Origin of the sequence: Streptomyces sp. NPDC102462, from assembly GCF_044765425.1 — a bacterium.
GTDB lineage: Bacteria > Actinomycetota > Actinomycetes > Streptomycetales > Streptomycetaceae > Streptomyces.
In genome coordinates this window covers 1-26,200 of record NZ_JBIWKB010000082.1, presented here as the reverse complement: position 1 = coordinate 26,200, position 26,200 = coordinate 1, and the positions used below count along the sequence as shown (strand labels likewise).

Genomic DNA, 26,200 nt, shown 5'->3' with positions numbered 1-26,200 from the left:
GATGATCACTTCCAGCAATCCGGCGACCGGCGCGGAACTCGCCCGCTACACCCCGCAGTCACCGCAGGAGGTCGACGGCATCCTCGACGTCGCCGCGGCGGCTCAGGCCGCCTGGCGCCGCCGCGACACCTGCGACCGCACCCCTGTCCTGCAAGAGATGGCCCGCATCCTGCGCGAGGGCCGCGACACCTACGCGGCCCTGATCACCGCCGAGATGGGCAAGCCGATCAGCGAGGCCCGCGCGGAGATCGAGAAGTCCGCCACGACCTGCGAGTACTACGCCGAGCACGCACCGTACGGCCTCGGCGCGGCACTGTGGACATCCGACCTGGACCGTGCCCGCAGGCTCGCCCGCGTCCTCGACGCCGGTGCCGTCTTCGTCAACGGCATGGTCGCCTCCGACCCGCGCCTGCCCTTCGGCGGCATCAAGAGGTCCGGCTACGGCCGGGAACCCGGCGCCGAGGGCATCCGCGAGTTCGTCAACACCAAGACCGTCTGGATCGGCCCCGCCGTATGACCGGCCCCACCAGGAGAATCACCATGCACGATCGTCCCGTCGACGAGCCCTGCTTCGCCTCCTTCCCGCCCGCCGTGCTGCGCCCGGAAGAGCTGACCTCCTTCAGCCGCGGCGGTGGCGCCCGCACCATCCCGCTGGTCACCCAGGCCGTGGGCGCCGAGGTCTTCCTCACCGGCCAGACCCTCTTCGACGGCGGCGCCGGCATCGCCCTCCACACCCACAACTGCCCGGAGAGCGTGACCATCCTCGAAGGCGATGCCATCGTGGAGATCGATGGCACCGAACACCGCGTCACCCGCTTCGACACGACGTACGTCCCCGCAGGAACCTCGCACCGCTTCCGCAACGCCTCCGCCGGCGAGCCCATGCGCATCCTGTGGATCTACGCCTCCGTCGACGCCACCCGCACCGTCGTCGAGACCGGCGTCACCGCAAGGGTCGACGCCGAGCACGTCAAGGCAGCCGCCGACAACCGCTGACAGCAGGAAGAAGCGTCACGTGATCACCGAAATCGCCCAGATCGAGATCCACCCGGGCCACGAGCAGGAGTTCGAGGAAGCCGTCGTCAAGGCCCTGCCCCACTTCCTCGCGGCCGACGGTTGCGACGGCGTCGACCTCTACCGCAGCGTCGAACACCCTTCTCGGTACCGGCTGATGGTCCGCTGGGAGACGGTCGCACACCACACCGTCACCTTCCGCGGCTCCGAGGGATTCGCCCGGTGGCGGGCCCTGGCCGGACCACACTTCGCGGCCCCGCCACAGGTCGAGCACGTGCAATCCGTCCTCGCACCATGAACCCGACGGCCGGAAACACACATCCCGAAGGGAAGCCACCCGTGTCCCTGCCCGGAGGCGCGGGCGCGGGTCGGCGGTCGTCTGCTGAGCGTGCCCCGCGGGCTCTCGGCGGTCGGCTGTGCTGGGCCTTGACCGATGCCGACCTTGCTGATCGTGGCCGCCTTGCGGCCGAACAGCAGACCGGCCCCCGCCGTCACGCCTGCCGCGACACCGATGCCGATGGTCGAGGCGAGCCCCCTGCCGGAGGCGTGCGAGGGATGCGTTGCATGTGTGAGTGCCATGGGCGCCGAGTGCCCTGTGCCTGGGTGGCCGTAACGGCCGCCGACGGTGGGCCGGCGCGCGAGCGAGCCTTTGGCATGCCGACCTGGGCGCTGTGGGCGACCGCGCCGCTGACATCGTTGTCGACGGCGCGGTCCGTGCGGGTCTTACGGCGTGTAGACGGCGTCACTGCCGTACAGCTCCCTGGTGAACGCGGAGACGTCGGCGCTGCGATCGGAGCCGTCGAGGTTGTACGTGAGATAGACGCCGTATCCCTCGCTGACGGTGCGACGAGCGAGAGAGGCGGTCGTGCTCTGTGAGGTCCGGCCGATCTCGACGGCCGCCGGTGACAGCTTCGACTTGGGCAGTGCGATCCCGGGGACCTGCCAGGTGCCGTAGTACGGGTTCCAGGCGTAGTCGAACTTGGTGGAGACGTCGACGCCGCCGTAGGACAGGCGCGAGGCGGCCGGGCCGATGTTGTAGAGGCTGATGATCTTGTCCGGCATGTTCGCGCGCAGTGCCGTAACCAGGTACACGAACGAGCTGTCGTTGGGCTGGGTGGTGCCGTTGTTGCCGTACTCGGCGTATTCGTCGTCGAAGTCGATGCCGTCGAGACCGTACTTGTCCACGGCGTCCGACATCTGCTTCGCGAATGCCGAAGCAGTCTGCTGGGAGGTGAAGTTGGCGAACCCCGCGCCCTGGTGGTTGCCGAGCACCGAGAGCACGACCTTGATGCCCCGCTGCTGCAACGGCCGTATCTGTGTTGCGGCGTTGTCGAGGACGCGCTGTACGTTCTCGTTGAAGTACAGATACGCCGCCTTCTTGCCGGTGTCGTAGTTGATGTTCGCGGCGAAGATCACGGCGACGTCGAAGGCGTTGCCGCCGCCGTTGGCGAGCGTGTACTTGCCTACGTTGAGCATGCTGTTGTTGTTCACCTCGACGTAGGCCACCGAGGTCGGCCCCTGCTTGGCGGCAGCGGGGGCCGCCGCCGCGCCGGTCGTGGCGGTCGTGCCGAGGGCGAGGGCCGCGACGGCCGAGAGCGCGAGCGCGGCGGTCCGCACTCTGCTCCGTACCAGAGTGAACATCGTTGGTCGTCTCCCATCGCATGGCTGGCGCCCGACTTGTTCGGAAGCGCCGAGTGAGCTCTCCGAGTTTTCCGCCGCCGCCACCGGATACCGAGAAGCGTGGGCGAACTCTTCACGACTTCCCCACGCGACTCATTGCAACTCCGATCTGTTACAGATGAGTTGGGGCCTGCGGTCAACGGTCGGCGTGGACCTGCGGGAGAGATCGCGCACCCTCGGGGGCGGATACACAGGCGGCTGGTCGGTTGCCGCACCACTCGGATACTTGAGACGTACTGCCGTTCGCGGTAGACACGGTCGTCGAGGAGCGGGAGGTGCCATGGCAGTGCTCAAGGGCAAGACGGCCGTCGTCACCGGCGGGTCGCGGGGGATCGGGCGGGCCATCGCGCTGCGGCTCGCGCGGGACGGGGCGGCTGTGGTCTTCACCTACGCACGGAGTCGGGACGCCGCCGACGAGGTCGTACGGCAGGCCGAGGAGGCAGGCGGGAACGTCATCCCCGTACGGCTGGATCTGGCCGACCCCGGCGCGGCCGAGGAGTTGATGGAGACGGCGGACCGGCAGCTCGGCGGCCTGGACATCCTGGTGAACAACGCCGCCACGCACACCGAGGTGGTGCCCATCGCGCAGACGGAGGAGGCGGATTTCGACAGAGTGATGGCCGTGAACACCAAGTCCGTTTTCCTCACGATGCGTTACGCGGCGCGGCACATGCGCGACGGCGGCCGGATCGTGAACATCTCCACCCTCAACACCGTCTTCCCCGCGCCCGGCAATGCCCCGTACGCCGCCAGCAAGGGCGCGCTGGAGCAGCTCACCCTGGTGGCATCGCGCGAACTGGGCGCACGGGGAATCACCGTCAACACCGTGTCGCCGGGCGCCACGGACACCGATCTTCTGCGAGGGACCAACGAGCCGGAGAAGCTGACGATGGTCATCGGAATGACCTCGCTCGGACGCCTCGGGCAGCCGGAGGACGTGGCGGACATCGTCGCCTTCCTGGCGGGGCCGGACGGGCGCTGGCTGACGGGCCAGAACATCCGCGCCAACGGAGGCATCCTCTGATGCCGTAGCGGGCGACCCTCGCCCTGCTGTGACATGACGCACCGTCACGGAGCGTCGAGTGGTTCATTGTTCGTCGTCGAGGCCCTCGACGTCGACAGGCTGCGTTCCGTTGAACGTCACGAGGATGCCGTAAGGGTCCGCCATCCGGAGCCTGCTCTCCGCGAAACGGATTGCCCACGTCTGGTCGGCCCACACGGTGGCGTCGGGAACCGCCAGTGGCAGCTCCGGAAGGTCCAGCCAGCTCAGTTCCTCAGGTGTGAGGCCGAAGTGCGGTTCCCGGAGCCGGGTGCGGCAGTACTCCAGAGCTTGGCCGACGAAGACATCGAAACGGCTCACGACGTCGTGAGCGAAATGGAGGGTGGCCTCTTCTGGCGGGGCGGCCGGCTCGATCACCAGACTCATCCCGGTCTCGACCCTGCCTGCCGACTCAGGGAAGCAGCCGGTCCAGCAGGCCAGCGAGGGAGGGCTCTCCACCCTTCGCAACACAACCCCGCCGATACGCACGGTCGCGGGCAGTTTCGCGTCAACGCCAGGCTCTTCAGCGCCCGAACTACTCGGTGGTGCGCCGTTGTCGGACATTGGCTCAGGATAGGTCAAGCCTCGGACGATGATGATCGACAGCCGAGGCACACGGCCGTCCGCTTGGCCACATGTGCCGTCCCGAGCCCTGTTCGCGCGGTCTGTTGATCGGGTCCGACATCCACATGATCAGCCCTGTGAATCCTGTGGTCTGACCTCGGCCTCGCGCAGGCCCTGGTCCCTGGGCTCTAGCAGGCTCGCTTCGGACGCATGTTCATTGACGAAGGAAGGAATCGGTAGTGGATCAGTGGCAGCGCCGGCGATGGCCTGGCGGTGTCCCCGGCGGTGGCCGACTCCGGGGACGGTGACGCGACCGTCCGCGTCGTGCATGAGGTGAACGGCAAGTGGGACCAGGTGCTGGAACCGGGCATGGCCGGGGTCACGGTCGTACTGACCGATGACGCCGGGCGTTCGGTCACCGGGACCACGCAGGCGGACGGTGCAGATCACCACCTCGTTCTGGAGCCCGGAGGACTACTGCCAGAAGAACGCCACGCTGGTCGCGGCCTGCATGAACGCCAGCATTCCGACGCCGGCGCCTCTCTGCCGATGGAACGAGCGGTCCCTCCCCCGTCACCACGGGGAGGGGCCGCTTGTTTCAGGTGACGCCGTTCGGTAGTGGCGGTGTGCCTCACGCAGGGGAACCGGGTGCGGCGGCTCGCGGTGTGCGGTCCCGCCGGGCGATGGCCTCGGCGACCTCATGGATGGCGCCGCGAAGCAGGTCACCGTAGGCATCCTGAGGAAGGTCGGCGGTGTGCTCTTCGGCCGCTTCGATGTGCGCGCCGGCCGCGGCGAAGGAACCGAGCCGGCGGTAGTCGTCGGCCAGGTTGAGGTGCAGGGAGGGGTAGAAGCCGGCGATGTGCAGGCCGGCGTGGTGCTCCTGGACGCGCTGCTCGGTCACGGCGTCGGCGGCGTCCAGGGCACGGACGTCCCAGGCCAGGGCCTGCGCGGGATCTTCGTAGAGATCTGCCAGGTAGTGAGCGAGAGAGCAGCGGTGAAGCGGGTCGCCCGTGACACCGATCGCGGACCACAGGCTCAGTAGCTTCTGGCGGGCACGGACGATGTCACCGGCTCGGCCTTCGGTGACGGCTCGGCCGATGGCTTCCATGGTCGGGTCGGGGCCGGCGGCTGCGGTGGTCATGGATGTTCCTCGTCGCCTTTCTCAGACGGGGTGGTCGGACTTGATGGGCATGGCCGGGGTGGTGAGATCGCCACGGTCGGCGGAGCGGATCGTGACGGGCCGGTCGTCTCCCCTCAGGTCGAGCATCACGTCGGGCCCGATCGCGGTGCTCACCGCGGGATAGAGCGTGGTCAACTCGAAGCAGATCCGCAGGGCTTGGCCCGTCGCGGTGGCCGGGAGCGGGATGTCTCGGTGCTCGTCATCCACTGACACGATGTTCATTCCGTGGCCGGCGGTGTGCAGCGCGATGCGCACGCCGGGGTGTTCTTCCAGGGCTCGCAGGAGCGGTTCCTTCGCGACCGTCACACGGGTGGTGACCTCGCCCAGTGACGCGAGCATCAGCCGATGGTCCGGGAATTCGTCGGGCAGCAATCGGCAATGCCGGTCCTCCCGGCGGGCCATGCGCAACCAGATTCCGTGCGGCACCGCTTCGAGCCGTACCAGCGCGCTGCGGCGGATTTCGGTGACCGCGGCCCGCATCTCGTCCCCGTCGACCGTGCCGGCCCAAGTCTGCCCCGGTGGTTCAGCCGGCACGAGGGTGCGGGTGGAGAGCCGGTACCGGTCGGTCGCGGTGAGGGTGACCGCCTCATGGCTCGCCTCGATGCGCAGGCCGGCGAGTACCGGCAGCCCGGGCTCATATGCGGTCGCGGTCATGACCTGCTCGACCGCATCCGCCAGCACGGGGCCCTTCAACGCCGTGATCGGAAGACCAGGCACATGGCCGAGCGCGGACTTGATGACAGCGGCCTTCTGCCGTGCCGCCGCCGCGTCTTCGACGACCTTCGACACATGCTCATCGAGCAGCCGGAACGCCTCGTCGGCCCCGGAGTCCAGTACCGCCTCGACACCGGCGAGGGGCATGGCGATCTCACGGAGCCGACGCAGCAGGGTCGCCCGTGCCACCTGGCCGGCGCTGTAGTAGCGGTAGCCCGAGACCGGGTCGACTTCGGCAGGGGGCAGCAGCCCGGAGTCGGCGTAGAACCGCAACGCGCTGGAGGTCAGGCCACTGCGGCGGGCGAAGACCCCGATCGGCATCAGTTCGGAATGTGGCACCTCGCCATCATTGAGCTTCAACCAACTCGAAAGTCAACACGGCCGAGCGACGGCCCAACCTCACGACCGACAACACTCACGCCCGCGGCGGCCGCATACCCCGGGTGCGGCCGCCGCGGTCGGACAACCATGGATGAGGCGTGTGGCGTGGGGTGTCCTATCCGATGGCGATGCGGGTCCTCCAGTAGTCCTTCGCGGAGAGGATTTCCCTCCCGGTGGCGGCGAGGGTGGCTTTGCCGCCGGCGTAGAAGCGTACGGATCCGTCGGAGCGGATCGCCCAGACATCGGGGACGGTGTCCGTGTTGGCGCTGGGCGTGCCGATCAGGAGGGGGAAGCTGCTGCTGCCCCAGCCGGAGGCGGCGTACTCGTTGTCGACGCCGCCGGAGGAGTTGGCGGCCAGCGCGAGGGAGTTGAGGTCCACGCCGCCACCGGAGGCGGCGATGCCGTTGCGAAGGAGGAGGCGTCCGGTGACGTCGGTGCGGTAGAGGAGGTCGGTGATGCCGTCGCCGCTGATGTCCTGGGCGGTGACGAGGTCACGGTCCTTCCAGCCGGATCCGGTGAGGCGGATGGCTTGGTCGATGGTGGCGCCGTGGTAGCCGGTGAAGGCCCACAGGGCGTCGTCGGTGCCGTTCTTGACGGTGGCGAAGAAGTCGGTTCGACCGTCGCCGGTGGCGTCTCCTGCGCTGATGATCTGGGTGAAGTCGGCAGGGCTCGGTGCTCCGTCGGGCAGCAGGATTTCCCGGCGCTTGTCGATGTTGACAGCGCCGTAGCCGTCTCCGGGATAGACCCAGAGTTTGCCGCCGAGGCGTACGACGAGGTCCTGGAGGCCGTCGCCGCCGTAGATGTCGCCGTTGTGTGTGATCAGCGCACCCTTGAAGTGCCCGCCGGGGGCGGCGACGAACGGGGCCAGATCGTCTCCGTTGGGGTCTTTCTTGGGGTTGGCGCGATAGGCGCCGGACATGGAGTAGGCCAGGTCTCCGGTGCGTTTGGTCAGGTCTGTTCTGTCGGCTTCGGAGGGATAGAGGACGAGGTTGCCGGCTTCGGTGACGACCATGAGGTCGGGCAATCCGTCGCCGGTGAAATCGCCGGCCTTGTCGGCGCTGTCTTTCGGGCTGACATAGAAGAAGTACTTTGTGGGGTCCGACGGGTTTCCGGCGCTGTCGACCGTGCGGACGTAGAGTACGTTCGGGTCGGCGGCCGGGGGCTTAATGTCATTGAGGGTGGCGCTGACGCTGGTGGACGTTCCCGCCTTGCGGTCCAAGGAAAAAGGGTAGGCCGGGGCATTGAACCCGTACTCGTAGCGCACGACATCGGTGTTGAGCGCACGGAAGGTGAACGAACCGGGAGTGCCGAACTTCTTGTCGCTCCAGTTGGCGTCTTCCGCGTCGTTGCCGAAGCCGTTGCGGCTGCCGTCGGCGTCGGGGTAGTCGGTGGAGGTGACCACGGGCGGTCTCGGAGCGGCGGTGTCCAGGACGAACCGGCAGGGCGTCTTGGCCGGGGCATAGCCCGACGAACTGCCGGCGTCGTCCAGGGCGCGCACCCGCCAGGAGTAGGTGGTGCCGTTGGTGAGGCTGCTGGTGGGGAAGGTCGCGGTGCGCAGTGCGGTGTCGGTGTCGCCGCCCACGGACTTCTTCCCTGCCGAGCGCAGGAGGTCACCGGTGGTGTCCCACTTTTTGTAGGCCCACAGGTCGAAGTCGAGGTAGTCGAGGTTCTTGTCCTTGTCGGTGGCCTTCGCGGTGAACGTCAGGTCGCCCGAGCCCATGCGCACATAGGGTTTGGTCGTGGTGCACCTGGCGTCCGGGCCCAGGGCGAGGGAGTTGGAGACGATGGTGGGCTTGCGGTTGTAGACCAGTTCGAGGACCGGGGGGAAGTCGCCGTCCGCCTGGAACTTCTTCCAGGCGTACTGGGATTTCTCATCGCGGGCGCGCAGGCCGAAGGTGATGGTGTCGAGACCGTCGTCGGCGGCTTGCTGTGCTCCGCTCTTGACGTCGAAAGCTTCGAATTCGTCGTGGCAGCTGGCGGCTTTCCAGCCGTGCGCGAAACTCTTCGTGGCGAGTTTGTTGCCGTCGTGGAGCTTGGGGGCGTTGCTCCAGTTGGTGTGGGAGTCGATCTTCGAGGTGATGTGCACGCTCATAGAACGGGGACTGCAGGACCAGGAGTAGGTCTCCAGCATGGTCAGCTTCGCCCGGGTGATCTTGGTGCCTTTCAGGTCCTTGTCGAAGCTGATGTTGAAGAAGGACCGTGAGGTGCCCCAGGTGTCGGACTCGAATCCCACGCGTGCTTCGTGGGAGCCGCCTTTGTTGAAGCCCTTGCCGTCGTAGAAGGTGGCTTTGGGGAACCGGTTGTAGGCGGTTGTCCAGTGCTGCGTGTGTTTTTTGACCGAGGGGTCGATGAACACCGGGTAGGTGGTGGCCGGGTCGGCGAGGAAATCGTGGTCCGGGGTGAGGGTCCACGTTCCTGGGGAGAGGTCGGCGTCGACGAGGGACCCGTTCGAGTCGGGCGACGGACCGTCGAGTGAGGCAAGGCTCAGTGTTGCGGCGGAGCCTGTCTGCGAGGGAGACGGTGTCGGTTCGCCCGGGACCGGGGGCAACGGTGATTCCGACAAGGTGGGTTCTGGGCCATCGCTGGCTGAGGGCAGGGCCTCCACGTCGGTGTCACTCTGTTCGTCGGATTCGACGGGATCCTCATCGGTGGGGGAGGCGCTGTCGGTGGGGGTGGGGTCGGTCGAGTCCGTGGGATCGGGGGACTCGGGCTCGGTCGGTTGGGCGGATGCGCCGACCACGCCGTCGGTGACGGCGGGTGAGCCGCTGCTGTCCCACATCAGCGGCGTCGGTGAGAGGGCGACCTCGTTGCCGTAGGCGTTGAGGGCGCTGACGACCCCGGTGACCGGATCGAGACGGAAGGTCAGGTCTGCCGAGTGCAAGCCGTAGACGAGATGCCGCACATGTGGGTCGGACGCCGCCTGACGGTTCTTGAGGACGATGAGCTGGGCGAAGCCGTCGTCGTTGGCCGTGAGCACGAGATCGCCGCCGGGGAAGATCTCCGGGTACAGCGCCCGGTTCCCGTCGATGATCGGTGCCGGAACGGCGTCCGGCCAGGTGAGCTGGATGTCGTAGTCCCCGACGTGGAGCGTGACCAGCGGGGTTCCCGCGTCGTCGGCCGCGTTCTTCACCAGGGAGACACGGCGTGCAACCGAACGGTCGGCGTGCTGCCCGCCGCTGCCGCGGGAGCCGGCGGAGAAGACCACTCGGGTGTTCGTCGCCTTCGGCTCCCACCCGTCCTTCGTGCGCCGCAGATCCGGATCGATCTTCTTCCACTCACCCCCCACCTTGGCCCGGACGGGGGATGAGTACAACTGCTTGCGCATCAGTCCGTCGGGGCGGGCCCATGTCGTCGACGAGGCCGTGCGTGCGGCGGTGGCCTCGACGTCCTTGCCGGTCCTGGCCGCCTGGGTCAGGGCGGCACTCTCGTTGACGATCTCGCTCCGCCGGTCGTCGTGACGGTCGGCCGGCTCTGTCCGGCCGTCCAGCCGGATTCCGGCGTAGACGATGCCGGTGGTGGCCAGCGCGGTCGCGAGCAGCACTGCTCCCGTGCGGCGGCCGGACCGGGAGCGCCAGGTGCGCGTCATCGGCCGAGTTCCCCTTCCCCCTCGTTCCCCCTTGGATCCGACGCGCGACACAACGGCGTCAGGCCAGCAGATGATGACCTATGGGGAACCTGTCGTCACCATGTGAATGAGTTGGGGATGATCGATGGCGGTGCGTTGGAACGGCTTCGGCAGGGTGGGTTGAGGCAGGGCGCGGAAGCGCCGACCCCGCTGGGTGCACCGGGCGAAGGGGCATGAGGCCGGCAAAACGGCGTTGCCTTTGATGCTCAAGATCAGCGTATGTCCGAGGCACCCCCAACACCCCACTGGCATCTTTATGTTGGGCTTTCCGACGTTCGCGACCATTCGCTGCGTAGCGACTCGTTACGTACCGTGACGATCCTCACATCGTTCTCCGATCCCTGGCTTTCGTACACAGGTTGATCACAAAATCTTCGCTGTTTGATACGTCGTCAGGCGTGGTCCGGCTCCGGTCCCGCTTCCAGTGGTCCGGGGGGGGGCCTCGCCGTGTTCGATCGACTTCTGCGTGCCCGTAGCCATCGCTTCGCGCACCTGGCTGTTCCACTCACCGCGGCCGCGTTGTTCCTGGGTCTGCTGCCAACTCAGGCCCTGGCACTGCCACCTGACCCGAAGCAGGCCGAGACCGGTCGCGAATCTGTGGATCTTGTGGCGCTGCAACACGACAAGCAGGTGCCGGGTGAGGTGTACAGCCGCGCGCTGTCGACCCTGAAGGCCGACGTTCCCAAGGACAGGCTGGCCGCCCCCGTGAACACGGTGTCGCCGCCGTCCAACCTGACCGGATCGGTCACCTTCGGCTCGACGGTGACCACGGCGTCCCACCGCACCACCGCCACGGCGGCAGCCGATCAGGCGGCTCTGAGCCCTGTCGGTGCCCTGCCCGTCAGCCTGGGACGGGCGCCGGACCAGCCGGCGCCGTCCGGTACCTGGCAGGTCACCATTCCGGATCGCGGAGCACCGGTGAGCCAGGGCGTGGACGGCGCCGTCATGGTGGTGCAAGGCCCCGACTCAGGCTCCGTTCCCGTCTCGGTGCAACTGGACTACTCGAAGTTCAAGAGCCTCTACGGCGCCGACTGGGCCACACGTCTGCGGCTCGTCCAGTTCCCCGACTGCTATCTGACCACGCCGGACGACGAGGCGTGCCAGGCGTACGAGGAACTGGAGACCACCAACGACACGGCATTGAAATCCGTGACGGCCACGGTCGACCCGACGGCCGGCGACACGGCGACACCGGCTTCGGCGAATGCGCCGCGCGCGGAGCGGCCGGCAGTGGCCCAGGCGGCCTACCGCACCGCAACACCGGCGGTTCCCACGGCGACGGGCAGCGGCACGGCTGTCGTCGGCGCGGTCGACTCGGGCGGCGGCGCGGGCGGGACCTTCAAGGCGACGCCGCTCGCGTCGGACGGGAAGTGGGAGGCTGGAGGCTCTTCCGGCGCGTTCACCTGGTCGTATCCGCTGACCATACCGAGCGCGCCCGCCGGACCGGTCCCAGTGGTCTCCCTCGACTACAACTCCCAGACGGTGGACGGACGCACCGCGGTCTCCTCGCCGCAGGCCTCTTGGATCGGCGAAGGCTGGTCCTACGACCCCGGCTACATCGAGCGCCGGTACCGCTCCTGCCAGGACGACCGCAAGACCTTCAAGGCGGGCACGCCGAACAACACCGCGAAGAAGGACAAGACATCCGATCTGTGCTGGGCCTCCTACAACGCGGTGATGTCCCTGGCCGGCAAGACCACGGAACTGGTCCGTGACGCGGCCTCCGGGAGCGATCCCGAGAAGGACACCGAGACATACCGCCCTCAGCAGGACGACGGCACCCGGGTCGAGCACCGCGTCGGCGGCGGCAACGACGACAACAACGGCGAGTACTGGGTGGTCACGACCACGAACGGCACCCAGTACTACTACGGCGTCAACAGTGTCGGCGGAGGCCATGCCGACACCAACTCCGTCTCCACCGTTCCCGTCTTCGGCAACCACCCCGGCGAGCCCTGCCACGCCGCTGCCTTCGCCGACTCCCGCTGCGGCTCCGGCAAGCAGCAGGCATGGCGCTGGGGTCTGGACAAGGTCGTCGACGTCAACGGCAACGTGATGATCGTCAACTGGAAACAGGAGACGAACCACTACGCCGTGCGCAAGAAGTTCAAGTCGCCCGAGCAGTACGACCGTTACGCCTACCCGACCAAGATCGAGTACGGCATGCGCACGGACACGATGACCCAGCCCTCCGCCACGGTGGAGTTCGGTGTCGGACAACGCTGCCTGCGCTCGGAGACCGCCTGCGACCCGGCCAACTTCGCGAAGACAGACGATCCCGGTGCCTACCGGCCCTGGTGGGACACCCCGGGCAACCTCAACTGCAAGTCCACCTCGAAACTGTGCCCTCCCTTCCCTTCCTTCTGGACGCAGCTGCGCCTGGACACGGTGACGACGAAGGGCGCCCGCGCCGGACAGAGCAGCCTGGGCAAGGTGGACGTCTACACCCTCCACCAGTCCTTCCCCGAGGACTGGTACGACAGTTCCCCCGGCCTGTGGCTGAACTCGATCACGCGCACCGGCTACGGCCCCGGAGACACCACCGGCACACCACAGTCCCAGGACGGCGTCAGCTTCGCCAGATACACGGTCGGCGCCGAATCACCGCTCAAAGCGTCGCTCAAAGACCGGCAATTGCCGAGTCTGGTCTCCTCCGGCAAGGGCGATCAGCGTCCCGGCTTCACCCGCCCGCGCATCGGTACCGTCTCCACCGAGAACGGCGGTGACATCGAGGTCGAGTACGAGGGCGGCTGCCGCACCGAGCCCGCACAGGACAACGGCAAGAACAACGGCACCTGCTATCCGCTGCGCTGGTCCATGGACGGGGACGAGAAGACACCCGCCAAGAGCTGGTTCAACAAGTACGTCGTCGCCTCCGTCACCGAGAACGACAAGGTCACCACCCACGGCAAGCCGATCATCACCACGTACGCGTACGACGGGCCGGCCTGGGCGAAGAGCGACGACGAGTTCAGCCGGCCCGCTCTGCGTACCTACAGCGACTGGCGCGGCTACCGGCAGGTCACGGCCACCAAGGGTGCCGAGTCGATCTCCGAGCAGGGTGACGTCAACTCCCAGTCGTACTCGGTCACCCGCTACTTCCAGGGGACCGGCGGCACGGTCAAGGACTCCACCGGCACCTACACGCTGCTGTCGGACGACGCACCGCAGTTCGCGGGCATGACCGCCGAAACCATCACCTACCGCGACTCCGACGGACAGCGCCTTGGGCGCACGCTGAACTATCCCTGGTCCAAGCAGACCGCCTCACGCCCCCGCGAGAACGAGGACGCGACCAGCGCCGACCCACTCCTCGCCCACCGTACCGGTATCAAGCGGACGGACCAGATCCAGGATCTCGACGACGGCGGCTGGCGGGCCGTTCGGACCCTGACCACCGTCGACGACACCTACGGACTGCCCATCCAGGTCGAGACGGCCGTCGTCAAACCCAACGGCAGCGCGGAGGTGCTCTCCGACCAGACCTGCACCGTGACGTCGTACGTCCACAACACGACGGCCTGGCTGATCGGCCTGCCCAAGGAGCAACGCACCACCGGCACCTCCTGCGCCGCGTACTCCGGCGCCGACCCGGCCACGCAACTCGTATCGGCCGTGCGGAACACCTACGACAAACTCGCCTACGGCGCCACCCCGGCCAAGGGCATGGTCACGTCCGTCGCCGAGACCGACGGAGCGGGCACCTCGTACTCCGTCGTCACCGACACCACCTACGACTCTCTCGGCCGGGTGCGCACCGTCACCAGGCCGCAGGACGGCACCACCGAGACCCAGTACACGCCTGAAACCGGCGGACCGGTCACGGAAATCAAGACGTTCAACACCCAGCGGCGCGTCACGAAGACCACCTTCGATCCCGGGCGCGGCCTTCCCCTGACGGTCACCGACCCCAACGGCCGCGTCACCCGGAACGAGTACGACGCGCTCGGCCGGCTGGTCAAGGGCTGGTCACCCTCCCGTTCCTCGGTCGGCATGTCACCCAACGTCCAGGTCACGTACCACCCGGCAGTCGCTTCGGCCAAGGAGAACCGGCCCGCCGCGGTGACGGTCCAGACACTCAAGGACGACGGCACCTACGCCGGCGAGATCACTCTCTACGACGGCCTGGGGCGCGAGGTCCAGAAGCAGTCCGAGGCCCACGGGCCCGGCCGGGTCATCGTCGACACCACCTACGACGACCACGGCCTGGTGGACGAACAGACCAGCCCGTACCTCGCCCAGGGCCAGCCGGACACCAAGCTCTTCGCACCCAGGTCGAAGGGGCTGATCCCCAGCTGGATCAAACACCGCTACGACGGCCTCGAACGCGAGGTACGCGCCTCGACGTACTACGACGGCGACTACAAGTACGCCACCTACACCAACTACAGCTTCACCAGCACCTGGGTGAACCCGCCGGGATCCACCATCCCCTCCACCCGCACCTACTACGACGCACGCGGGCGGGTCACCTCCGTCAAGCACTACACCCAGGACTCCGCCGGCTCCTCCGCGGGCCGCACCACGACCTATGGCTACGACACACGGGGCAACCGCACCACGGTCACCGACCCCGCCGGCAACGTCTGGTCGTCCACCTATGACGCCCGTGGCCGGGTCACCTCCTCCACCGACCCCGACACCGGCACCAGTTACACCTGGTACGACGACGCCGACCGCCCCAACCGCACCAAGAACGCCCGCGAGCAGGAGGCATTCACCGAATACGACCCGCTCGGCCGCGTCAAGGCCGTACGCCAGGGCTCGCCAAGCGCCACGCCCTACAAGGAGTACACCTACGACGACGCACCCGGTGGCATCGGTCAACCGGCAAGCTCCGTCCGGCACACCGACTCCGGCGACTACATCAACCGCGTCACCGGCTATGACGCCGACTACCACCCCACCGGCACCGAAACGGTCATCCCCGCCAACGCGATGACCACCGGGCTGGCCGGAACGTACGCGTACTCGTACACCTACTCGCCCACCGGCCGGCAGCAGTCGATCACGCTGCCCGCCGTCGGCGGCCTGGCGAGGGAAAAGGTCGTCACCCGCTACAACAGCGACGGCCTGCCCGAGTCCACCTCCGGCCTCACCTGGTACACGACCGACACCACCTACTCGCCCTACGGCGAACCCCTGCGCACCGTCTCCGGCTCCCAGCCGGCGCGGGTCTGGACGACCAACTTCATCGACCCGCACACCGGCCGCCTCCAGCGCACCGTCGCCGACCGCGAGACAGCCGGCCCCCACCGCATCACCGACAGCTATTACGCCTACGACACCTCCGGCACGATCACCGCCAACGCCCGCAAGCTCACCGAGGCGAGCGGCGACACCTGGGACATCCAGTGCTTCACCTACGACGTACTGGGCGAACTCACCCACGCCTGGACCTCGGCCATCACTTCCGAGGCCAACGGCACCGGATGCAAGGCGGCCAACGGCAGCACCTGGGGCTACCGCACCGACTACGCGGCCTCGTCCGGCCCCGTCGCCGACGCCCCGGACGAGGCGACCGACACCACCACCCCGGACAGTTCGCTCACCTCCACTCTCGCCGCCGCGGCCCCTGACACAACGACGGTCTCGACCGGCGCCACCGCCTATCGCCAGTCCTTCACCTTCGACTGGCTCGGCAACCGCGCCACGCTCACCGAGCACGACACCGCCGACGCGTCCAAGAACCTGACGTACACCTATCGGTACGGCAAGACGGTCGCCGGCAATGGCACCAGTCCGTCGTACACGAAGCAGCCGCACACCGTCAGCTCCATCAGCTCCACCCCGTCCGGCAAGGGCAGCGTCTACACGTACGACGCCACGGGCAACACAGAGGTCCGTGACCTGTACAACACCACGCAGAATCTGGCCTGGACGCCCGAGAACAAGCTCGACTCCATCACCGACGACGGCAAGAAGACGACCTACGTCTACGACGCCGACGGCAACTGCCTGCTGGAGAACTCCGCCTCCGGTTCGACCCTGTACCTCGGCGAGACCGAGGTGAGCACGGACGCAACGGGCACCATCACCCGAGCCTCACGCTCCTACAGTCAGGCCGGCGCTCCCACGGTCGTCCGCACCGCGACGGGCAGCGCCACGACCGGACACAAACTCAGCGTCCTGCTGACCGACCAACTGGGCACCGCCGATACGGGAGTCGAACTCTCCGCCAGCCAGCCGGTCACCCGACGCGCCTTCAAACCCTACGGCGAACCGCGCGGGACCAAGCCGGCCAGCTGGCCCAACAAGCGCAGCTACCTCGGCGTCGGCATCGACGACGCCGCAACGGGCCTGACCCACCTGGGCGCCCGCGAGTACGACCAGACCTCCGGCCGCTTCCTCTCCGCCGACCCGGTCATCGACATCACCGACCCGCTCCAGATGAACGGCTATGCCTACAGCGGCAACAGCCCCATCAGCAAGAGCGACCCCACGGGCCTCTGCCCAAAGGACATCTGTGACGGCTACGGACAGAACCCCGGGATGAATGGTTCCCGCGGCAGCGGCGGGACCCACCACAGCAGCGCCAGCAGCAGTGAGGGGCCGGTCCGGGCCTGCCGCTGCGGAACACGTCCCGGGCTCGTCCAGGGCAACACCAAGCCCACAGGCCTCGGTGGCGTCCCTGGCAGGCGCAATCTCACGCTACCCTCAAAGGCACCCCAAGGCTGGTTGAAGACTAAGAGTTCCACCGTTAAGGAGCGCATTGATCCTGGTAGGTGGTATGGACCGCAGCCTACGGGATGGAGGGGATTTCTGACACGAATACTTGAACCAGATGGGCATGTCTGTAACCCGGGTTACCCTTGCGAAACCGAAGGCTCCTACTATGGTACTGGCACCTTCGTCGGCCCTGGACCTTTGGGGAGGGGGCCGCGGCCCGTCCCAAATCTCGCAGCGAATGGGGAGTACGCCAACTTCTATGGCGGCTCCGAGGGTGGCGTAATGGCCAATGCGAATAATGGTGTGCTCAGCCTGGCTATCGAGAAGGGCCCAACTACCCCACGGGGTGCCCAGATGTTTGATGACGCGATCAATCACTTCGGAGCCAAGAGCCTCAGCGCCATCGAGGGGAAGTGGGTCAGGGCCATGCCGAGTAACCTCAACACGTTCAACGAGATGGTCCGAGGTGGCATGTCACTTGAAGAGGCGGCGGCAAGTACCTTCACGGGAAAAATGGCAGCTCGACACGGCTTCAGCAACGTGCAGGTCACGAAGGCAGTTGGCGATCCAGGTGCGTACATTGACGTTCAGGTGCTCTTCACGAGGTAGGAGGCTTTGAGTGGAAGCAGTTGCGGCTGAAGTCCGGAAGGCTATTTCGGAGGGGTGCAGCCTTATTGACCTGGTCGAATTCCTTCGGTCTACCGAGTCATTCAACTTGACTCCGCTCAACTTCATGCGGGTGCTCAATGAAGCCGCTGGGATTCCAATGATGGAGTCTCGGGAGATTATTTCGATGTTTGACTCAGAGATGTCGCCTCTCGTTCCGACTGCCGTTGTTGAGTTGCGATGGAGATCGACCATCGACGCCAAATGATGCCCTCGCTTCGCCGATTATTAGGCTAGTGTCTCGTGACGCTGTTCATGGAACCTGAGGCTTCTGTGATCGTTCGAGAATCGTTATGCTGGTGGGCAACTTCAAGCCATTGGCAATGGTGGCGGCCGATAACCCTGGTGCCTTCTTAGGTACGGACGAAGCGCGCGCCGAAGGTGAGCTCGCCGCAAGTGACCTTGAGAAGTTACGGAGGGGCGGGATTACGATGCGGTGAAGGGTCCCCATATCAACGTGGAAGTCGGCGAGGGCGACTCTGCGCGTAAGTGGGCAGTCCCATGGAATGACGCAGAAGACGATTTCGCGAGAATTCTTGGCGGTAATTCGTGACGCTCGACGGTGTATACGGAACCAGGCCGGACCTCCTGCCCGGATCTATGGTTCGAGTGGTTCGTTCAGATCAGCAGGGTGACCGACGGCTGACTTGGGTTGGGCGGCCGGGTGTGCAGTTACTGAGCCTGGATCAGCATCTCCAGTACGAGCGTGAAAGTCTTAGCCGTTACCCGCGCAACGCTGATGGTGCGATCGAGTGGGGCGCGGTGGCTGATGGTTTGGTGCTCTGCTCGATGGAGTCGGATTCCATCGAGCTGAGCACGGTGCTCCATCAGTTCGCCCCGAAAGCTGACAGTCTGATCTTCTTCTGGGAGAACCTGGCAGTTCCGAGTGTGGAGATGAGGCTTGAATCCTCTATCTCTTACCTGCCGGACATCACGGAATGCGTGCCGGAACTCTGGATCTATTCTCCCGGTGACCGGGTTATTGTGGAGATTTCTTTCTCTGGCGTAGTCACTGTGGCCCACGTGCCTGTTCCTTGGTGACGACGAGTTCGACGCCCTGGTTCGCTCCCTGTGGTCTTCGAGGGAGTGGGCCGTGCACCTGAGACGTGGGTGGCGTGGCGGCGCCGGGTGTCAGGGCACGTTCCATTTCTGGGCTGCGTTTCCTGAGCACCAGGCGATCTGGAGGGGGGTGCCGTTGGCTGTGGAGGCGTTTGCGGCGTCCAGGCACTTGTCCGCGGCGACGTTGACGATGTCCTGGCCGGGGGAGTAACGCCACTGCGTGGTGTTCGTCGTGTCGCAGGCCGCCATGACCACCCGTGTCCCGTCGTTGGTGGACCGCCCCGCCAGCGACAGACAGCGCCCGTTCTTGCGCAACGTGCCGTCCGCTGCGAACTGCCAGTTCTGGTCCGCGCCCCCGTCGCAGGTGTACAACTGCAGTGCGGTGCCCACGAGTTGCACGCAGTGGCCGACGAACGCGCCGTACCGGCCGACGATCGGACCGAGCGGGCGGGAGAAGTCCTGCGCCGGTGCCTTCACCGTCGACCCCTTGTCGGTGGCGGTCTTCTCGCCGGACGACTTCGACGACGACCCCGACGACCCGGAGGCCCCGGACGTCTTCCCGCCGCCCGACTCCGGTGCCCGCTGGGTCACGGTGACCGGCGCGGCCGGTTGGACCACCCTGTGCTGGTCACTCTTCGGGTGGCTCTCGGCCTTCTTGGAAGCGGACGCGGACGCGCTCGGCGACGGAGACTCCGCACTCGGCGACGGGGTGGCCGGCGCGGACGTCGCCGGCGGGGACGTCGCCCGGTCGGCCGAGGCGGTGGTGATCTCGTCCGTGCCGCGCCGCCCGGTGTCGGCGGCGACCACGGCGGACACGGTGACGGTGGCCGAGACGGCGGCGGCCCAGCCCAGCGTGACCCACACCCGGCGGCCGGGCACCAGCCCGTGCGGCGCACGGGCTGGTCGGCGCCGGAACGCCTCGGCGAAGGGACGCTCGGACCCGGTCTCAACCGGGGTCTTCGGGGACGGAGAGTCGGGTGCGGACATGATGTCGGCGCTCCTGTGGGGGACGGGGGTCACAACAGGTCCTGCTCGTCCAGCTGCACCAGCTGAGCGGGCGCGGGATCGGTCAGTTCGGACATGCGCAACGCCTGGCGTTCCGTCATGGCCTGGAACAGCTGCCGTGCGGTGCGTCCGTTGCCGAACTGCGCACCGCGCGGAATGTTCTCGACGTACGTCGTAAGGGCCCGGCGGGCCGCGTCGGTGAGTTCGTAGCGGTGCCGCTGGGCGTGGTGCTCCACGATGCTGACCAACTCGGCCGAGGTGTAGTCGGCGAACAGCAGCGTCCGGCTGAACCGCGACGACAGACCCGGGTTCGAGGCGACGAACCGGTCCATGTCACCGGGATAGCCGGCCGCGATGACGACCACCTCGTCGCGGTGGTCCTCCATCAGCTTCACCAGCGTCGCGATCGCCTCGGTCCCGAAGTCGTTGGCCGCGCCGGCCGGCACCAGCGCGTACGCCTCGTCGATGAACAGCACCCCGCCGCGCGCCCGGTGGAAGGCCTCCGTGGTCTTCGGGCCGGTGTGCCCGACGTACTCGCCCACCAGGGCGCTGCGGTCGACCTCGACCAGATGGCCGCGCGCCAGCAGCCCCAGCGCCTTCAGCAGCCGGCCGTACAGCCGGGCCACCGTGGTCTTGCCGGTGCCCGGGTTGCCGGCGAACACAAGATGGCGGCTGAGCGGCGGCGCGGGCAGGCCCGCCTGCTCCCGCAGCCGTACCGTCTGCATGAGCTTGACCATGCCGTTCACATCGCGTTTGACGCCGTCCAGTCCGACCAGTTCGTCCAGCTCGGCCAGCAGGTCCTCCAGCGTCTCGGGCTCCGGCTCGGGCTCGCCCTGCTGCCACAGCTCGTCCGTACCCGACGCGCTCCCACGGGCCCGCGGGCCCTCCGGCTGCTCCGGGGTGCCCGGGGACGACACCGGCGCGGACGGTCCGGGACGGTCCGCGAGGGCGGGCAGCACGGGGGTGCTCACCCGGACCGCGGCGCAGTCCTCGAACACCGGGTCCGCGCCGTCCGCGAGCGCCACGTCCTGGCCGCAGTCGAAGAACCGGCAGCCCCTGAAACGCACTTCGGCGCCCTTGCCGACGTGCACCGCGGGGAAGGCGGACCCGGACAGGTCGCAGTGGTCGAAGGAGCCGCTGACCGCCTCCCCGACGAGGATGCCGTTCTTGCCGCAGTCCGCGATCCGCAGGTCCCGCACCTGAACGGACGCGGCGCGCTCCAGGACCAGACCGCTGCCCGCAGCCCCGGACACCGCGCCGCCCGAGAGCCGCAGCCGCCCGCCGCCGTCCACGGCCACGCCCGCGCCGCCGGCCCCGGCGATGCGGACGTCCGCCACGACGGCCTCCGCGTCCGGCCCGATCTCCACCCCGCTGCGCCGCTGCCCGCTCACGGCACAGCCGCGCACCTCGGACGCGACCGCGGCCACGGACCGCAGACGCACCCCGGTGTCGCCGCCGCGCAGCCGCAGCCCGGTCAGCGTCACCCGGGCCTCGTCCTGGACGTCCACCCCGCAACTGGCCGGATCCACCACGGAGGTGTCCTCGACCTCCGCCGTGGCCGAGCCGGACGCGGCGATGCCGTGGTCCCCGCCGCCGCGCACCCGGCAGCCGGTCAGCACGGCCGTGGCCCGGTCCGTGAGCCGTACGGCGGTGACACCCGCGCCGTCGACCAGCGTGCCCGCGCAGAACGCGGACGCGGTGGAGGCCAGCAGCACACCGTGCCCGTGCGGCGCCTCCAGACGGCAGTCGCGCACCTCGATACGGGCCTGGTCGGATGCCGTGACGGCGTGGTCGAGCGCACCGCTGACCCGGCAGTCCACCAGCGTCGTACGGGCCGTGTGCGAGGAGCGCACCCCGGTCCGGGCCGGGCCGACGACGCGGCAGTCGGACAGTTCGGCCAGTGCCTCGTCCTGCACCAGTACCCCGTGCCGGCCCGCGCCGACGACCGAGCAGTCCCGGGCGAGCAGCCGCGACGCCCCCTTGGCCCGCAGCGCCGAACCCGACGTACCGCTCACGCGCAGCCGCTCGGCGATCAGCACCGACCGACCGGACAGCACCACGCCGATGCCGTCCACCTCGTCGACCACCGAGTCCACGGCCCGGGCCCGCGCGTCCCCGGTCAGATGCAGGGCGGTGCCCAGCGCGCCGCTCAGCCGCGCGTCGCACAGCAGCAGCACCCCGCCGCCGTCCACCGGGTCGGCCAGCTCAGCCGCCAGGGTGTGGTCCGGCCCGAGCGCGGCGTTCGCCGCCGCGGACCTCCCGTCCGCGGAGCCGAGCACCTCGATCCGTCCGCCGGTCACCTCGCACCGGTCGACCGTCAGCCCCGCCGCGTCCTCGACCCTGACCAGCGGCTGCGCCGGGTCGGCTCCCGTCAGGTGCAGCCCGCGCAGCACACAGCCGGGGGCGGTCACCGTGACCGCCGGGCCCTGCGGGGAACGCAGCACGACGGAGCCGGGGCCGGCCTCCGCCTCCAGCACCACCCTGCGGGTGAGCGTCACGGACTCGGCGTAGTGGCCCGGTGCCACCGTCACGACGGCCCCCGCGGGGGCGGCGGCCAGTGCCGCGGCGATGCTCCGATGGGTGCCCCGGCCCCTGGCGGCGACCTTGACGGCCGTCATCGCGGCCCCCCGTTCTGGTTGTCCTCGCCCGAGCCCTGGTACCAGCCCGGGTTGATCGACTCGCGCAGCGCGCCCGCGAGGTACATGTTCGCGAAGATCTTGTCGATGAGCTTGCCGAGCCCGGCGACCGCGAAGATGTCGAAGAATCCCTGCCGGTGGTACCAGCGGCCGGCCAGGCTCTGGGTGATGGCGGTACGGGCCATGCCCAGGCTGACCGCGCCGGCCACGCCGCCCGCCATGCCGAACAGGCCGGCCAGCAGCGCGTCACCGCCCTGGAGGTGCACGGTGTTGCCGTCCTTGTCCTTGATGCCGAAGATCGCCGCGGTCGCGGCACCGCCGATGAACCCGGACACCGACCCGCTGACCAGGCCCACGCCGAAGTCGTAGGCGCCCGAACGCCAGCGTGTCACCTTCTCGTTGCCGCCGAACTCGCCCGCCCATGTGTCGTCGTTGGGGCGCCGCGGATAGGGGTTGCCCTGGTCGACCTGGCTCAGCCCGGTCTTCCACGGGCCGCCGCGGTGCGCGGCGAAGTGCCCGGCCGCGAAGCCGCCCTTGACACCCGCGGCCACACTGGCGCCGAACGCGGCCTTGCCCACGTCCGACCAGCCGAACGGGGTGCCGGTGGCCGCCGCGATGATGCCGTACACGGCGAGGTTCATGCCGAAGTCGAGCAGCCACTCCTGGAGCATGTCGACGACGACCGCCTGGACCGCCTTGTCGACGAACGGGGTGTAGGTGGATACCCCGTTGTGGGTGTGGCCCCACTCCCACCGGTTGGGCTCGCGCCACATCCGGCTGAAGCCCCGGTACTCGTTGAAGACGCCCGTGAAGTTGGTCTCCCGGCCGATGAGCGTGTGACGGCCGAGGAAGTCGGTCTGCCACACATATCCGGAGATGGTGCGTTCCTCGATGAGCGTGACACCGTCCTTGCCGAAGCGGCGCCACTGCTTGTGCCAGTCCTCGCTCTCCAGGAAGGTGCCGTCCGGCAGTTCCACCTTGCGGCCCAGCTCGATGCCGTTCTCGTACTCCTTCCAGGCGTGCGCCTTGAACGCGTCGCCGGGCGAGGACACGTACTCCCGGACGCGGTGCGGGGAGTCGGCGAAGCGCGGGGTGCCGGCCGGCCGGGCGGGGATCTCCTGGACGACCCGGTGGTTGAGGCTGGTGACCGAGTCCTCGAACCGCGCACCGGGCCGCCAGTCGGCGAGCGCGTTGCCGTGCCCGTCGAACCACCGGCGGACCCGGTCACCGGCGCCGGTGCCGAAGTTCTTCACCGCGCCGTCCGCGCCGACCTTGTTCCAGTGCCAGCCGCTGCCCGCGCCCGGCCCGCGCCAGGCGTCCACGACCGTGCCGTCGGAGAGCAGCCGGTGGTCGCGCACCAGCGCGCCCGTGGCGTCGAAGTCCTGGTACGACTCGCGGTCCCAGCCCCAGCGGGTGACGTCCCCGCGCTCGAAGTTGACCTTGCGGACACCGCTGTTGCCCAGGCTGTCCGTCCAGCGGATGTCGCCGTCCGGCATCCTGGTCGCGGTGACCTCCACGGGCCGGCCGCCGCCGGGCGCCGGCCAGGTGTCCTTGCGGGCCACGACCAGGCCGTGGTGGTCGTAGCGGGTCCAGTCGCCGCCCCCGAGGTGCCCGAGCCGGTCGGGACGGCCGGGCGTGGGACGGAAGTCGATGACGGTGCCGTCGGCCAGACCGACCCGCACCACCTTCCACTCCTTCGCCGTGTTGGGCGAGTACCAGTCGAAGTCGTGCAGGTCCGTGGTGACCCGCTCCTGCCAGCGCACCGGCGGCAGGCCGTTGCCGAACCGGGCGGGCAGCGGGGCGAAGTCCGCCTGGTGGTAGGTGCGGTGGCCCCGGAGCCCGCCCTCGCCCTGGGAGAACGGCAGATAGCCCCTCTCCTGCCCGGTGACCCCGTCCGGCAGCTCCACGTCGCCGGTCTTCACGGTGCCGCCGCCGAGCAGTTTGCGGGTCTCGCGCACCACCTCGCCGCCGCGGGTCACGTCGGTGACGGTCCCGTTCATGCTGACGAAGCGGATGCCGTGCGTGCTGGTGCCGTTCGCCGCGGTCTCGGTCCAGTGGTGCACCTGGAGTCTGCTGTCGCCGCGCAGCCAGGGCACGTCGTGCAGGTTCGCGGCCCGGTAGTCGCCGCTCATCGCCCAGCGGAAGGCCACCGGCGGGCGCTGCTCGGCGAACCGGCGGCTCTCCAGGAAGCCGCCGTTCTCCAGGGTCAGTCCGCGGCCGTTCTCCTTGCCGTGCGCGGACCAGGACGTGTAGTCCTTCTTCGGCACGCCGTCGGCGCCCAACTCGGTCTGCTGGTAACGGCGTACGTCGTGCGGGGTCCACTGGAACCGCCCCCACTTCTCCTGCATCACGACCCGCTCACCGGTGACCGGGTGGGGCATCGTGTCGGTGAAGCCGCGCCCCGGACCCCAGTGCCGGGTGCCCTCGGCGACCTGCTTGAACTCGCCGTCGAACCGGGTCCACCGGGTCGGCCCGGAAAAACCCTGCGTGACTGGGCAGTTGTCGAGTTCGGCGAGTACGTGGCCGCCGTCCGGGTTCTCCTGGAAGTGCCGCACGCGCGGGCTGCCGCTGCCCGAACCCGTCACGTCGAACCAGCTGCGTCCGCTCTCGCCCCAGTGCCGCGTGCCGACCCGGACGACCGTGCCGTCCGCGGCGAACTCCGTCCACACGCCCCGCTGGTTGAACCGGCCGAAGGTGCCGACGCCCGCCCGGGAGTGGTAGGCGTCCACGGTGTGCCCGCCGGGCAGCGGGCGCCGCTCCATGACCTGGACCCCGGAGTGGCTGACCAGGCTCACCCGCCCGTTGCCCAGGCCCTTGCCGTCGATCGTGCCCGTGTCGTACCAGCGCCGGGTGGGCGGGGCCTGCACGGGTGCGCCGGTGCCGTCCAGCCGGACCCGCTCCCAACTGGGCTTGCCGGTCCCGGCGGGGGCGTGGTCCAGGCGCAGGTACTCGTTCGGCTTGACCGTGCCCCGGTCGATGACGTTGATCCGCTGCTCGGTGAGCCGGCCGTCGGCGTCGTAGACCTTGTACTCGCCGTGGTGCGGGCCGGGGCCCGGGTGGTCGATGCGGTAACCGCCGCCCGGGGTGCGGCTGAACGTGCCGTGCGGGGTGTCGGGTACGGCGTTCAGATCGCCGTCGAGCAGGGTGTGGGTGTCCGTGCGCACGAAGCGCGTGCCCACCCCGTCCGAGAGCTGTACGGCGTCGAAGGCGTGCGTGCCCCGGCCGTCGGCGACGCGGAAGACATGGCCGCCGTCGGCGGGCGGGGTGAGGGTGTGCGTGGGGGCGCCGCCGCCGTCGAAGAGCCGTACCGTGCCGTCGGATCCGGTGATGTGGTGCCCGCCGTGCGGCCGGACGGTCACCGTGGCGCCGTCGATCCTCGTCAGGTCCGTGTCCAGCAACTCCCGTGCCCCGCCCGGATGGAGGCGGACCGACTCACCCGTGGACAGCCGGGTCGCGGTGAACTCCGTTCGGCCGTCGGGGGTGTGCAGCCGCGTGGTGGCGCCGTCGACGACGACCAGCCGGCCGTCCGGCAGGGCGGTCACCGAACCGTGCGGGACGTTCGTGCCGTCGGCGGCCTTCAACGCCGCGGGACCGCCGCCGTGCGGCAGATGCGCGAAGTGCGGGGTGCCCGCCAGCGCCACCACGTCGTGGGTGAACGTGCCGTCCGGTGCCACGACGACGCCCCGGTCGCCCTGCTGGATCCGCCAGGCACCGCCGGGCTGGGCATGCACCGTCGTGCCGTCGAGGGTGGCCGTGCCGTCCGGCGCGATGTGCAGCCGCTGACCCGCGTGCGGGCCGCCCTGAAGAGTGAGCAGATCGTGCGTGTGCGCCCCGTCCAGGCCGTGGAAGCGGGTCCGGTTGGCGATGCCGCTCGGGATGTGGAACTCGTTGTTGTGGAGGGTGATGGGGCCGCGGTTGGTGCCGTTGGTGTCGACGCGGGTGTGGGTGTGGGTGTGGAGGTCTTGGTA

At 68.6% G+C, this 26,200-nt stretch carries 14 protein-coding genes; 6 read left to right on the top strand and 8 right to left on the bottom strand.

The genetic code is table 11. The features are described 5' to 3' along the window. Position 1 precedes the first annotated feature (1 nt). Genes ACIRFL_RS39725 through ACIRFL_RS39715 form a run of 3 tightly spaced genes read left to right on the top strand, consistent with a single transcriptional unit; the run spans position 2 to position 1,312 of the window. Complete coding sequence (locus ACIRFL_RS39725; protein ID WP_404039301.1) at positions 2-517, top strand: aldehyde dehydrogenase family protein; 516 nt, start codon at positions 2-4, stop codon at positions 515-517. 23 nt (positions 518-540) lie between these two features. Further along, on the top strand, positions 541-996 hold the full coding sequence (locus ACIRFL_RS39720) for a cupin domain-containing protein (protein ID WP_404039298.1): 456 nt from the start codon (positions 541-543) through the stop codon (positions 994-996). Positions 997-1,015: 19 nt separating this feature from the next. Further along, positions 1,016-1,312 carry an antibiotic biosynthesis monooxygenase family protein gene (locus ACIRFL_RS39715; protein WP_404039295.1) on the top strand — a complete coding sequence of 99 codons (297 nt, stop codon included), beginning with the start codon at positions 1,016-1,018 and terminating at the stop codon, positions 1,310-1,312. Positions 1,313-1,737: 425 nt separating this feature from the next. Here the strand turns inward: ACIRFL_RS39715 and ACIRFL_RS39710 are convergent, their stop codons facing one another. After that, on the bottom strand, positions 1,738-2,655 hold the full coding sequence (locus ACIRFL_RS39710; RefSeq protein WP_404039292.1) for an endo-beta-N-acetylglucosaminidase H: 918 nt from the start codon (positions 2,653-2,655) through the stop codon (positions 1,738-1,740). A gap of 319 nt (positions 2,656-2,974) precedes the next feature. Here ACIRFL_RS39710 and ACIRFL_RS39705 point away from each other — a divergent pair, with 319 nt between their 5' ends. Then, the gene (locus tag ACIRFL_RS39705; protein WP_404039289.1) at positions 2,975-3,718 is read left to right on the top strand and encodes a glucose 1-dehydrogenase; all 744 of its coding nucleotides are present in this window, start codon (positions 2,975-2,977) and stop codon (positions 3,716-3,718) included. A gap of 63 nt (positions 3,719-3,781) precedes the next feature. Here ACIRFL_RS39705 and ACIRFL_RS39700 read toward each other — a convergent pair whose 3' ends face one another. From ACIRFL_RS39700 to ACIRFL_RS39685, 4 genes are all read right to left on the bottom strand, one after another. After that, positions 3,782-4,297 carry a hypothetical protein gene (locus ACIRFL_RS39700; protein ID WP_404039287.1) on the bottom strand — a complete coding sequence of 172 codons (516 nt, stop codon included), beginning with the start codon at positions 4,295-4,297 and terminating at the stop codon, positions 3,782-3,784. 631 nt (positions 4,298-4,928) lie between these two features. After that, the gene (locus ACIRFL_RS39695) at positions 4,929-5,438 is read right to left on the bottom strand and encodes a hypothetical protein (RefSeq protein ID WP_404039284.1); all 510 of its coding nucleotides are present in this window, start codon (positions 5,436-5,438) and stop codon (positions 4,929-4,931) included. Positions 5,439-5,459: 21 nt separating this feature from the next. After that, positions 5,460-6,530 (bottom strand): MerR family transcriptional regulator, encoded by a 1,071-nt coding sequence (locus ACIRFL_RS39690; RefSeq protein WP_404039281.1) that lies wholly within the window; start codon positions 6,528-6,530, stop codon positions 5,460-5,462. 157 nt (positions 6,531-6,687) lie between these two features. Then, positions 6,688-10,158 (bottom strand): DNRLRE domain-containing protein, encoded by a 3,471-nt coding sequence (locus ACIRFL_RS39685; protein ID WP_404039278.1) that lies wholly within the window; start codon positions 10,156-10,158, stop codon positions 6,688-6,690. A gap of 984 nt (positions 10,159-11,142) precedes the next feature. Between ACIRFL_RS39685 and ACIRFL_RS39680 the strand changes: the two genes are divergently transcribed. Then, the gene (locus ACIRFL_RS39680; protein ID WP_404039329.1) at positions 11,143-17,475 is read left to right on the top strand and encodes an RHS repeat-associated core domain-containing protein; all 6,333 of its coding nucleotides are present in this window, start codon (positions 11,143-11,145) and stop codon (positions 17,473-17,475) included. Between the two features lie 723 nt (positions 17,476-18,198). After that, on the top strand, positions 18,199-18,573 hold the full coding sequence (locus tag ACIRFL_RS39675; RefSeq protein WP_404039276.1) for a hypothetical protein: 375 nt from the start codon (positions 18,199-18,201) through the stop codon (positions 18,571-18,573). A 90-nt stretch (positions 18,574-18,663) separates the two neighbouring features. Here ACIRFL_RS39675 and ACIRFL_RS39670 read toward each other — a convergent pair whose 3' ends face one another. The 3 genes from ACIRFL_RS39670 to ACIRFL_RS39660 all read right to left on the bottom strand — a co-directional run. Then, positions 18,664-19,578 (bottom strand): ricin-type beta-trefoil lectin domain protein, encoded by a 915-nt coding sequence (locus ACIRFL_RS39670; RefSeq protein WP_404039273.1) that lies wholly within the window; start codon positions 19,576-19,578, stop codon positions 18,664-18,666. Positions 19,579-19,607: 29 nt separating this feature from the next. Further along, on the bottom strand, positions 19,608-22,214 hold the full coding sequence (locus ACIRFL_RS39665; protein ID WP_404039270.1) for a right-handed parallel beta-helix repeat-containing protein: 2,607 nt from the start codon (positions 22,212-22,214) through the stop codon (positions 19,608-19,610). Further along, a partial coding sequence (locus ACIRFL_RS39660; RefSeq protein WP_404039267.1) for a hypothetical protein occupies positions 22,211-26,200 on the bottom strand: 3,990 nt, incomplete at its 5' end. The genes ACIRFL_RS39665 and ACIRFL_RS39660, both read right to left, overlap by 4 nt.